Origin of the sequence: Geodermatophilus sp. CPCC 205761, assembly GCF_051383655.1 — a bacterium.
Classification (GTDB): domain Bacteria; phylum Actinomycetota; class Actinomycetes; order Mycobacteriales; family Geodermatophilaceae; genus Geodermatophilus.
Genome location: NZ_JALPKQ010000082.1, coordinates 1 through 11,201 on the forward strand (window position 1 = coordinate 1; position 11,201 = coordinate 11,201).

At 75.1% G+C, this 11,201-nt stretch carries 11 protein-coding genes; 7 read left to right on the plus strand and 4 right to left on the minus strand.

What is annotated here, in order from left to right; genetic code table 11:
• Together MY526_RS26210 and MY526_RS26215 are read left to right on the plus strand one after the other, a co-directional pair.
• The coding region (locus MY526_RS26210; RefSeq protein WP_436705410.1) for a hypothetical protein at positions 1 to 243 on the plus strand (243 nt) is incomplete at its 5' end.
• A 68-nt stretch (positions 244 to 311) separates the two neighbouring features.
• Positions 312 to 2,495: a hypothetical protein gene (locus MY526_RS26215; RefSeq protein ID WP_436705411.1), complete on the plus strand. Its 2,184-nt coding sequence runs from the start codon at positions 312 to 314 to the stop codon at positions 2,493 to 2,495.
• A gap of 24 nt (positions 2,496 to 2,519) precedes the next feature.
• Here MY526_RS26215 and MY526_RS26220 read toward each other — a convergent pair whose 3' ends face one another.
• A complete protein-coding gene (locus MY526_RS26220; protein WP_436695832.1) occupies positions 2,520 to 4,277 on the minus strand; it encodes an acetyl/propionyl/methylcrotonyl-CoA carboxylase subunit alpha in 1,758 nt (585 codons plus the stop codon).
• A 130-nt stretch (positions 4,278 to 4,407) separates the two neighbouring features.
• Here MY526_RS26220 and MY526_RS26225 point away from each other — a divergent pair, with 130 nt between their 5' ends.
• Positions 4,408 to 5,157, plus strand: coding sequence for a methyltransferase domain-containing protein (locus MY526_RS26225; protein WP_436705412.1), 750 nt, complete (start codon positions 4,408 to 4,410; stop codon positions 5,155 to 5,157).
• Here MY526_RS26225 and MY526_RS26230 read toward each other — a convergent pair.
• Genes MY526_RS26230 through MY526_RS26240 form a run of 3 tightly spaced genes read right to left on the minus strand, consistent with a single transcriptional unit; the run spans position 5,135 to position 7,595 of the window.
• Positions 5,135 to 5,743 (minus strand): Maf family protein, encoded by a 609-nt coding sequence (locus MY526_RS26230; protein WP_436695834.1) that lies wholly within the window; start codon positions 5,741 to 5,743, stop codon positions 5,135 to 5,137. The genes MY526_RS26225 and MY526_RS26230 overlap by 23 nt on opposite strands.
• Positions 5,740 to 5,967 (minus strand): acyl-CoA carboxylase subunit epsilon, encoded by a 228-nt coding sequence (locus MY526_RS26235; protein ID WP_436695835.1) that lies wholly within the window; start codon positions 5,965 to 5,967, stop codon positions 5,740 to 5,742. The genes MY526_RS26230 and MY526_RS26235 overlap by 4 nt, the downstream gene beginning before the upstream one ends.
• On the minus strand, positions 5,967 to 7,595 hold the full coding sequence (locus tag MY526_RS26240; protein ID WP_436705413.1) for an acyl-CoA carboxylase subunit beta: 1,629 nt from the start codon (positions 7,593 to 7,595) through the stop codon (positions 5,967 to 5,969). The genes MY526_RS26235 and MY526_RS26240 overlap by 1 nt, the downstream gene beginning before the upstream one ends.
• Positions 7,596 to 7,692: 97 nt before the next feature.
• On the opposite strand from MY526_RS26240, the gene MY526_RS26245 reads away from it, so the two are divergent.
• The 4 genes from MY526_RS26245 to MY526_RS26260 all read left to right on the plus strand — a co-directional run.
• On the plus strand, positions 7,693 to 8,532 hold the full coding sequence (locus MY526_RS26245) for a biotin--[acetyl-CoA-carboxylase] ligase (RefSeq protein ID WP_436695837.1): 840 nt from the start codon (positions 7,693 to 7,695) through the stop codon (positions 8,530 to 8,532).
• A 31-nt stretch (positions 8,533 to 8,563) separates the two neighbouring features.
• Positions 8,564 to 9,127, plus strand: a complete 564-nt coding sequence (locus MY526_RS26250; RefSeq protein ID WP_436705414.1) for a PH domain-containing protein — start codon at positions 8,564 to 8,566, stop codon at positions 9,125 to 9,127.
• Positions 9,128 to 9,200: 73 nt separating this feature from the next.
• Complete coding sequence (locus tag MY526_RS26255) at positions 9,201 to 10,352, plus strand: exonuclease SbcCD subunit D (RefSeq protein ID WP_436695839.1); 1,152 nt, start codon at positions 9,201 to 9,203, stop codon at positions 10,350 to 10,352.
• Positions 10,349 to 11,201, plus strand: an 853-nt coding sequence (locus MY526_RS26260) for an AAA family ATPase (RefSeq protein WP_436705415.1), incomplete at its 3' end; no start/stop codon positions are given. The genes MY526_RS26255 and MY526_RS26260, both read left to right, overlap by 4 nt.

An 11,201-nucleotide genomic window follows, 5' to 3' on the forward strand; every position in this document is an offset into this window, starting at 1 on the left:
CCGGCCGCGCCGGCCGCGTCCGCCCCGGAGGCCGCCCCGCCGGCCGCCCCGCAGGCCGCCGAGCTGCCGGCACCGGCGCCGGTGGAGCAGGCGCCCACGGAGCTGCAGACGCAGGCGCAGGAGACGGTCGACCCGGCGGCGACCGGGACCTCGTGGCCGCCGCTGCTCGCGGTCGCCGTCGGCGCCGTGGCCCTGTTCCTGGCCGGCGCCTGGGCCGGCCGTCGACTGCGCGCCCGCCCCTGACCGACCGCCGTCCGGATCGGCACCCGCGGTGCCGATGGAGAAGTCAGTCCACCGGCCCTGGAGTTCCCGTGTCCCTCGTCCGCCGTCCGCCGACCCTGCGGTCGCTCGCCGTGCTCGCCGCCGTCGCGACCGCCCTGCCCCTGCTGGGCGCCCCGCCCGCCCTGGCCGAGGACCCGGCCCGCGGGGACACCCTCGTCGGTGAGCTCGTGCAGGCCTGGCCCGAGCACACGGACGAGGACCCGGCCGAGGCCGCCGCCCTGGCCGCCGACGGTCCGCTCAGCTGGATCGAGACCGCGCCCGGCGAGGCCGTCCGGGTGCCGACCGACGACGTCGCGGACATCCCCGTCGGCGCGACCGTCGAGGTGACCGTCGGGGACGAGGTGACCGACGCCCCCGCGGCCGAGCAGGGCCTGGACCCGGCGCGCGAGGTGCTGTCGGCCGAGGTCGTGGAGCAGCCGGCCGCCCCGCCCGTCGCGCCGGCCGCCCCGCCGTTCACCAACCAGGTCACCGTGGTCCGCGTCCTGCCCGCCGGTGGCACGCCGGACGGCACCGCGACGGCCGACGTCGCCGCGCTGGTCGACGGACCCGTCGCCGACTTCTGGGAGCGGGAGACCAACGGGGCCGTCCGGCTCGGGGTCACCACCACCGTGACCGACTGGGTCAGCTCCACCAAGGGCTGCGACGACCCGTACCTGCTCTGGAACGACGTCGCCGGGAAGATCGGCTTCGCCCCGGCTCCGGGTCGCCACCTCCTGCTCTACGTCACCAGCACGCCGGCGCTGCCCGCGTGCTCCTACGGCCTGGCGCAGGTGGGCACCGGCCTGGGGGCCGGCGGGTTCCTCTACGTGCGCGCCGCCCGGACGTCGGTCCTCGCCCACGAGTTCGGGCACAACTTCGGTCTGGGCCACGCGTCGGGCCTGCAGTGCGACCGCAGCGTGGAGACGGGCACCTGCCGGACGGTGGCCTACCGCGACTACTACGACGTCATGGGCGTGTCCTGGGAGCAGGTCGGTTCGCTCAACGTCGCGCACGCCGACCGCCTGCGCGTCCTGCCCGGCTCGCCCCAGGCCTTCACCCCGGGTGGCCCGGCCGGCACGGTGACGATCGCCCCGGTGTCGCAGTCGACGGGGACCCGGGCGGTGACGCTGGCCCCGGGCGGGACCGACCCCACCTACTGGCTGGAGTACCGGCCCGCGGGCGGCCAGGACGCGTGGCTGGGCAGCGGCGCCAACTGGCACGGTCTCCAGGCGGGTGTGCTCGTGCGGCAGTCCCAGGGTGGCCGGGACACCTCCGTCCTGCTCGACCCGACGCCGTCGGCGAGCACGGGGTGGAACGGCGACATGCAGCAGGCCCTCCCGGTCGGGACGCCGGTCGTCCTGGCCGGCGGCCGCTTCACCGTGACAGTCCAGAGCGTGTCCGCGTCCGGCGCGGTCGTGCGCGTCGAGACGGGCACGTCGGCCACCCCGGCCACGCCGATCGACTCGCTCTACACCGCATCCGGTGGCGCCCAGGGCCCCCTCGGCGCACCGACCGGGGCCGAGACGTGCGGCGCCCGGAACGGGGGCTGCCTGCGACAGTTCCAGCACGGGGTCGTCTACTGGTCCCCGGCCACGGGTGCGCACTCGGTGATCGGTGCGGTCCACCAGAAGTGGGCGGCGCAGGGCTGGGAGTGGGGCCGGCTGGGCTACCCGGTCACCGACACGACCTGTGGCCTGGTGGCGGGCGGGTGCTTCCAGCACTTCGAGGGCGGATCCATCTTCTTCAGCCCGGCCGGCGGTGCCCGCGCCGTGGACGGGGTGATCCGCGACCGCTGGGCGGTGCTGGGCTGGGAGCGGGGCGTGCTCGGCTATCCCACGGGCGACGCCGCGTGCGGGACCCGGAACGGCGGCTGCCTGCAGCAGTTCCAGCACGGGGTCGTCTACTGGTCCCCGGCCACGGGTGCGCACTCGGTGATCGGTGCGGTCCACCAGAAGTGGGCGGCGCAGGGCTGGGAGTGGGGCCGGCTGGGCTACCCGGTCACCGACACGACCTGTGGCCTGGTGGCGGGCGGGTGCTTCCAGCACTTCGAGGGCGGATCCATCTTCTTCAGCGTCGACACCGGGACCCACCAGGTCTGGGGCACCATCCGGGACCAGTGGGCGGCGCGGGGCTGGGAGTCAGGCCCGCTGGGGTACCCGCGGGCCGATCCCTCGTGCACCGCCCGCGGCTGCTCTCAGACCTTCCAGGGTGGAACCCTCGTCGGCACGCTCTGAGCGCAACGGGGGTGGGGAGCCCCGCTACTCGGCGTCGGCGATGGTGCAGATCACCGCGCCGCTGGTGACGGTCGCGCCGACCTCGGCCGACAGGCCGGTCACGGTGCCCGACTTGTGCGCGGCGATCGGCTGCTCCATCTTCATCGCCTCGAGGACGACGACGAGGTCACCGGCCTCGACGGAGGTGCCGTCCTCGACGGCGACCTTGACGATCGTGCCCTGCATCGGGCTGGTGAGGGCGTCGCCGGAGGCGGCAGACCCGCCGTGGCCGCCGCCCCGCTTGCGCGGCTTGGCCCCGCCCGCGGCCGCGGCCGGCCCGCCGGTGGCCAGGCCCGCGGGCAGCGACACCTCCAGTCGCCGTCCGCCGACCTCGACGACGACGGTCTGCCGCGGCTCCGGCTCGCCGTGCCCGGCCGGGGCGGCGGCGTAGGGGGCGACCTGGTTGTCCCACTCGGTCTCGATCCAGCGGGTGTGGACCGAGAACGGCTCGCTGGTGAAGGCCTCGTCCCGGACGACGGCGCGGTGGAACGGGACGACCGTCGGCATGCCCTCGACGACCAGCTCGTCCAGGGCCCGGCGGGCGCGCTGCAGCGCCTCGGTGCGGGTCGCACCGGTGACGATCAGCTTGGCCAGCATCGAGTCGAACGCGCCGGCGACCTCGCCGCCGGTCTCGACGCCGGAGTCCCAGCGCACCCCGGGGCCCTGCGGGATCTCCAGCCGGGTGACCGGGCCGGGGGCGGGCATGAAGTTCCGCCCGGCGTCCTCGGCGTTGATCCGGAACTCGATGCTGTGCCCGCGCGGCGCGGGGTCCTCGGTGATCTCCAGCGGCAGCCCGTCGGCGATCCGGAACTGCTGGCGGACCAGGTCGACGCCGCTGGTCTCCTCGGTGACCGGGTGCTCGACCTGCAGCCGGGTGTTCACCTCGAGGAAGGAGATGGAGCCGTCGACGCCGACCAGGTACTCGACGGTGCCGGCCCCGTGGTAGCCGGCCTCCGCGCAGATGGCCCGGGCCGAGGAGTGGATCCGCTCCCGCTGCTCGTCGGTGAGGAAGGGCGCGGGCGCCTCCTCCACCAGCTTCTGGTTGCGCCGCTGCAGGGAGCAGTCCCGCGTGCCGACGACCACGACGGTGCCGTGCGTGTCGGCGAGCACCTGGGCCTCGACGTGCCGCGGCTTGTCCAGGAACCGCTCGACGAAGCACTCGCCGCGGCCGAAGGCCGACACCGCCTCGCGGACGGCGGAGTCGAACAGCTCCGGGATCTCCTCCTTGGTGCGGGCCACCTTCAGCCCGCGGCCCCCGCCGCCGAACGCCGCCTTGATCGCGACCGGCAGGCCGTGCTCCTCGGCGAAGGCGAGCACCTCGTCGGCGCCGGACACGGGGTCTTTGGTACCGGGAACCAGCGGGGCGCCGGCCTTCATCGCGATGTGCCGGGCCTGCACCTTGTCGCCCAGGGCGATGATCGCCTCGGGGGAGGGGCCGATCCAGGTGAGCCCGGCGTCGATGACCGCGCGGGCGAAGTCGGCGTTCTCGGAGAGGAAGCCGTAGCCGGGGTGGACGGCGTCGGCGCCGGACTTCTCCGCCGCGGCGAGGATCTTGTCGATCACCAGGTAGGAGTCGCCCGGCGTCGTCCCCCCGAGGGCGAAGGCCTCGTCAGCGGCCCGGACGTGCAGGCCGTCCCGGTCGGGCTCCGCGTAGACCGCGACGCTGGTCAGTCCGGCGTCCCTGCAGGCGCGGGCGACCCGCACGGCGATCTCGCCGCGGTTGGCGATCAGGACCTTCTGCACCAGGGTGCTCCCTCCGAGTTGACCCGGTCGGACTGTAGCCACCGCGGCGACGGCGACACGCGCGCAGGTGGGCCTCCGGGGGAGCGCCGGAGCACGCGCGACGGGGACACACATCCCCTACCCTGCGGCGATGACCTCCGGAGCGGCCCAGGAACGCCGACCCGACCCGGACACGCGCGCCCTCAACGCCTCGTTCGACGAGCGGCCCGACGAGTACGACGACCTGCGGGCCGCCGGGCACATGGCCCGGCGTCGCGTCGAGTACTTCACCGGCGTGCTCGACGAGGTGCCCGGGACGGTGCTCGAGGTCGGCTGCGGAACCGGGACGCTGCTGCGGGAGCTGGCGGCCCGCCGTCCCGACCGGACGTTCGTGGGCATCGAGCCGCTGCCCAACTACGTGGACTTCGCCCGGCGGCGGGCGGAGGAGGCAGGGCTGGCCAACGTCCGCTTCGAGGTCGGCACGGGGGAGACCCTCGGGCAGGTGGTGCCGGCCGGGTCCGCCGGCCTGGTGGTCAGCGTGGACGCGCTGCACCACGTGACGGACCTGGACCGGGTGGTCGCCGAGGTGCGGGCCGTGAGCGCCCCGACGGCGCGGTGGCGGGCCATGGAGCCCAACCGGGTGCACCCGTACGTGTGGGCGTACCACGTGCTCACCCCGGGCGAGCGCACCTTCGCCGTCCGGGACTTCCTCCGTCGGGCCGGGGACGCGGGCTGGCGGCTGGTCGGCTCGACCACGCTCTTCCTCTACCCCAGCGGCGTGCGCCGCGTGCCGGCCTGGGCCGAGCAGCTCGAGCGCCGGCTGGAGGGCCTGCGGCCGGTGGCCGGGGCGGTCGTCCTCGACCTCGCCGTCGAGGGGGTCAGCGGCGCCAGAGGTCGGTGACCGCCAGGCCGCGCTTGGCCAGCTGGCTGCGCAGGGTCGACAGCGACAGACCGACCACCGCCGCGGGGTCGCCGTCCACCCGGCGGACGAACGGGGCGCCCAGCCCGTCGAGGGTGAAGGCCCCCGCCACCGCCAGCGGCTCGCCGGTGGCCAGATAGGCCTCGATCTCCTGCGGCGTCGGGGTGGCGAAGTGCACCACGGTGGAGACGACGGCGACGTCGCGGGCCACCACCCGGCCGTCCTGGACGTCGAAGAGCGCCTGGCCGGTGTGCAGCACGCCGCTGCGCCCGCTCATCCGCTGCCACCGGTCGCGGGCGTCCTTCACGTCGGCCGGCTTCCCCATGGCCTGCCCGCGGAACTCCAGCAGCGAATCGGCGCCGACGACGAGCGCGTCGGTCTCCTTCCCCGCGACCGCGCCGGCCTTTGCGGCGGCCAGCAGCGCGACCCGCTCACCGACCCGCGGCGCCCGGACGGCGGTCTCGTCGACGTCGCTGACCACGACCTCGGGCGCCAGGCCGGCCTGACGCAGCAGCGTCAGCCGCGCCGGGGACGCCGACGCGAGCACCAGCCGACGATCCACGCTCATGAGAACCTCCCGGAGGCGCGCCAGCCGCCGGGGCCGGGGCGCAGTGGTGTGCGGTGCGCGTCGCCGGCCGAGGCCCACGCGCCCACCGGGGTGGGGCGGCGGCCGGGACGGCGTTGGGACTGGGCGGCGACGACGACGGTCAGGGCGGCGAGCTCCTCGGCGGTGGGCTCGCCCCGGACGACCCGCAGTAGCGGGCGCCGCGGCTCGGACTCGGGCTCGGCCATCAGAGCGGGATGTTCCCGTGCTTCTTGGGCGGCAGCGTCTGGCGCTTGTTGGCCAGCAGGCGCAGGGCGCGGGTCACCTGCACCCGCGTGTGCGAGGGCAGGAGCACCTGGTCCACATACCCACGGTCCGCGGCGATGTACGGGCTCAGCAGCGCGTCCTCGTACTCGGTGATCAGCTCGGCGCGGCGGGCGTCGGAGTCGTCGGCCTCGGCGAGCTCCCGCCGGTAGAGGATGTTCACCGCGCCCTGGGCGCCCATGACGGCGATCTGCGCGGTGGGCCAGGCCAGGTTGAGGTCGGCGCCGAGGTGCTTGGAGCCCATGACGTCGTAGGCGCCGCCGTAGGCCTTGCGGGTGATGACGGTGATCTTGGGGACGGTCGCCTCGGCGTAGGCGTAGATCAGCTTGGCGCCGCGGCGGATGATCCCCTCCCACTCCTGCGAGGTGCCCGGCAGGAAGCCGGGGACGTCGACGAAGGTCAGCACTGGGACGTTGAACGCGTCGCACGTGCGGACGAACCGGGCGGCCTTCTCGCTGGCGTCGATGTCCAGCGTGCCGGCGAACTGGGTGGGCTGGTTGGCCACCACGCCGACCGGCCGGCCCTCGACCCGGCCGAAGCCGACGACGATGTTCGGCGCGAACAGCGACTGCACCTCGAGGAACTCGCCGTCGTCGAGGACGTGGGTGATCACGGTGTGCATGTCGTAAGGCGTGTTCGGCGAGTCGGGGATGAACGTGTCGAGCTCGAGGTCGGCCTCGGTCACGCCGTCGGGGACGGAGACGTCGACCGACGGCACCTCGACGACCGGGAGCGGGTCGAGGTTGTTGCTGGGCAGGTAGGACAGCAGCGCCTTGACGTAGTCCAGCGCGTCGGCCTCGTCCTCGGCCAGGTAGTGCGCGACGCCGGACTTGGTGTTGTGCGTTCGGGCGCCGCCGAGCTCCTCGAGGGTGACGTCCTCGCCGGTGACGGTCTTCACGACGTCCGGGCCGGTGATGAACATCTGGCTGCTCTTGTCGACCATGACGACGAAGTCGGTGAGCGCGGGGGAGTAGACGTGCCCGCCCGCCGCGGCGCCCATGACGAGCGAGATCTGCGGGATGACGCCGGAGGCGTGCACGTTGCGCCGGAAGATCTCCGCGTACAGGCCGAGGGCGACCACGCCCTCCTGGATGCGGGCGCCGCCGCCCTCGTTGATGCCGATGACGGGGCAGCCGTTGCGCATGGCCAGGTCGAGGACCTTGACGATCTTCTCGCCGTAGACCTCGCCGAGGCTGCCGCCGAACACGGTGACGTCCTGGGAGAACACGCAGACCGGGCGGCCGTCGACGGTGCCGTAGCCGGTGACCACGCCGTCGCCGAAGGGCCGCTTGGCGTCCATCCCGAAGTTCGTCGAGCGGTGCCGGGCGAACTCGTCGAGCTCGGTGAACGAGCCCGGGTCCAGCAGCGCCTCGATCCGCTCGCGGGCGGTCATCTTGCCCGCGGCGTGCTGCTTCTCGACCGCGCGGGCCGACCCCGCGTGCGTGGCCTCCTCGACCCGCCGGCCGAACTCGGCCAGCTTCCCCGCGGTCGTGTGGATGTCGATGTCGCCGGGGACGTGCTCCCCGGCGCCCTCCAGTTCAGCCGCACTCACGCGTCCTCCTCGCTGGCGCTCGTCGGCCACGTCCGTGGCGCTGCTGTGCCCGTGCGTGAGCTCGCCAGCACGCTCACGGGTTCCGTAGCGTAGGGGAGTGGATTTCGCCTCGCCGTCCCGCTCGGCGGACCCCCACCGCCGCCCGCTGGACGGCGGGGCACTCGCGGCCGCGCTGACCTCGGACAGCGCCCTGTGGCGGTCGGTCCGGGTGGTCGACGAGGTCGGCTCGACCAACGCCGACCTGCTCGCCGCCGCGGCCGACGACGCCCCCGAGGGCACGGTGCTGGTCGCCGAGTACCAGGCGTCCGGCCGCGGGCGCCTGGACCGCACCTGGGTCTCGCCTCCGGGCGCCGGTCTCACCGTCTCCCTGCTGCTCCGTCCCGACGTGCCCGTCGCGCGGCGGGGGTGGCTGCCGCTGCTGGCCGGCGTCGCGCTGGCCGAGGCGGTGGGGGAGGTGCCCGGCGTGCGGGCCTCGCTCAAGTGGCCCAACGACCTGCTGGACGCCGGCGGCGCGAAGCTCGCCGGGATCCTCGCCGAGGTGGGCTCGGGCGCCGTGGTCGTCGGCGTGGGCCTCAACGTGTCGACGACGGTCGGCGAGCTGCCCCCGGGCGGCACCTCGCTCGCGTTGGCGGCCGGCCGTCCGGTGGACCGCGCGGCGGTCCTGCTGGCGTTCCTGCGCGGCCTCGAGCGCCGCTACCTGCCGTGGGTGGCCGCCCTGGGTGACCCGGTGGGCACGGGCCTGGCCCACGACTACCTGGCCTGGTCCTCGACGGTCGGGGCCACGGTCGCGGTGGCGCTGCCCGACGGGTCGGTCCTGGAGGGGGTCGCCGAGTCGGTCGACTGGGACGGCCGGCTCGTCGTCCGAACGGCGCAGGGTCCGGTCGAGCTGGCCAGCGGTGACGTGCGACACGTCCGGACACGGGCGCGGGAGCGCTGATCCCGGGCCCCCGCTGCGTCATCCTGTCGCGGTGCCCTACCCGGACAAGCTGCTGGCGGCCGACGAAGAGGTCGTCCGGCACCTGCACCCGCACTGGCTGACCCTCTTCGGCCCGGTCGTGGCCTTCCTGCTGATCGTCGGCGGGGCCTCCTTCGGCGCCGCGATGGTGCCCGACGGCCGCCAGCAGGGCGTCGTCCGCATGGTGATCACGGGGGTCGCCCTCGCGCTGCTCGTGGTGTTCGTGCTGGCGCCGGTGCTGCGGTGGCGCACCACCCACTACGTCATCACCACGCACCGGCTGCTGTTCCGGGAGGGCGTCCTCGCCCGGCACGGCCGGGACATCGGGCTGTCCCGGATCACCGACGTCTCCTACCGCCAGACGCTGTGGGAGCGGCTGATCAGCTCCGGCACCCTGACCATCGAGTCCGCTGGCGACGGCAGCGCCACGGTGCTCAAGCAGATCCCCGACAGCGACGGCGTCCAGCAGCTGCTCAACCACATGATCGAAGAGGACGCCGACCGCCGGGCCCAGGAGAACGCCGGGTACATCCGCGGCGACGGCTACGGCAGCGCGCACCCCACCGCCCTGCTCTGACTCCGTGATGTGACGGTTCCGTCACGGCGCGCCTCGGCGGTTCTGTCGGTACCCCGACCTACCTTCGGCGGCCATGCGGCTGCTGCACACCTCGGACTGGCACATCGGCCGCTCGCTGCACGGCGCCGACCTGCTCCGCGAGCAGGAGGCGGTGCTCTCCGGCCTGGCCGACGTCGTGGGAGCCGAGTCGGTCGACGTGGTGGTCGTCGCCGGTGACGTCTACGACCGCGCGGTGCCCTCGGCGGACGCGACCGCCGTCCTCGACCGGGTGCTGATGCGCCTGCGCACCGCCGGCGCAACCGTCGTCCTGACCCCGGGCAACCACGACTCGGCCCGCCGGCTGTCGTTCGGCGCCGGGCTCATGGCCACGTCCGGCGTGCACGTGCGGGCGGCGACCGGCCGGCTGGACGAGCCGGTGCTGCTGGGCGACGAGCACGGGGACGTCGCCGTCTACGGGCTGCCCTACCTGGAGCCGGAGATCGCGCGGCACGAGCTGGGGATGCCGGGCGCGCGCAGCCACGAGGCGGTGCTGGCCGAGGCGATGGACCGGGTGCGCGCCGACCTCTTCCTGCGGCCCGGCACGCGGTCGGTCGTGCTGGCGCACGCCTTCGTCGGCGGCGGGGTGGCCAGCGAGAGCGAGCGCGACATCTGTGTCGGCGGGGTGGACCTGGTGCCCGCCGCGGTGTTCGACGGCGTCGACTACGTCGCGCTGGGGCACCTGCACCGGCCGCAGACGCTCACCCCGCGGCTGCGCTACAGCGGCTCGCCGCTGGCCTACTCCTTCGGCGAGGCCGGCCAGGAGAAGCAGGCGTGGCTGGTCGACCTCGACGCCGCCGGGCTGGCCGGGGTCCGGGCCGTCCCGCTGCCCACCCCGCGTCCGCTCACCGTGCTCACCGGCACCCTCGCCGAGCTGCTCGCCGACCCCGCGCACGCGGCGGTCGAGGAGCACTTCGTCTCCGCCCGCCTGACCGACGCCGTCCGCCCGGCCGACCCGATGCGCCGGCTGCAGGTCCGCTTCCCGCACTGCGTGCACCTGGAGTGGACCGGCGGCGACGCGAACCGGGACGGGCGCAGCTACCAGGAGCGGCTGCGCGGCCGCAGCGACATCGAGGTCACCGGCGAGTTCGTCGCCCACGTCCGCGGCGGCGTGGGGGTCACCGCGGCCGAGCGGGAGCTCCTCGGCCGGGCGCTGGGGGCCGCCGCCCGCGAGGAGGCCGCCCTGTGAGGCTGCACTCGCTCTCGCTCACCGCGTTCGGGCCGTTCGCCGGCACCGAGACCGTCGACGTCGACGACGTCGCTCGCGACGGGCTGTTCCTGCTCTGGGGCCCCACCGGCGCCGGCAAGACGACGCTGCTGGACGCCGTGGTCTTCGCGCTCTACGGCACCGTCCCCGGCGCGCGCGGCGAGGAGAAGCGGCTGCGCAGCGACCACGCCGACGCCGCCACCCGCACCGAGGTCTCCTGCGAGCTGACCCTCGCCGGTGAGCGCCTCCTGGTGGTGCGCCGGCCGGAGCAGGCCCGCCCGAAGAAGCGGGGCGCCGGTGAGACCACCGAGCAGGCCCGGCTCACCGTGCAGCGCTGGGAGGGCGCGGTCTGGGAACCGGTCAGCACGCGGATCGACGAGGGGTCGGAGTACCTGCGGGTGCGGCTGGGCCTCTCCGCGGAGCAGTTCTGCCAGGTGGTGCTGCTCCCGCAGGGCGACTTCGCGCGCTTCCTGCGCGCCGAGCCGGAGGACCGCGCCCGGCTGCTGCGCACCCTGTTCGACGTGGGCCGGTTCGCCCGCGCGGAGGAGTGGCTGGCCGCCGAGCGCCGCACCGCCGAGGAGTCGCTGCGCGCCGACCGGCACCGGATCAGCACGCTGCTGCACCGCGTGGCCCAGATCGCCGACGTGGAGGTGCCCGAGGAGCTGGCGCCCGAGCTGGTCGGTGCCCGTCCCGGGACGAGCGTCGGCGCGTGGGTGGCGTCGGTGCGGGCGCGCGCCGCGGCCGACCTCACCGGGGCCGAGGCCGCCGCCGCGGACGCCGCCGCGCGGAGCGCCCGGGTCGACGCCGAGCTGGCCGCGGCCCGCGCGCTCG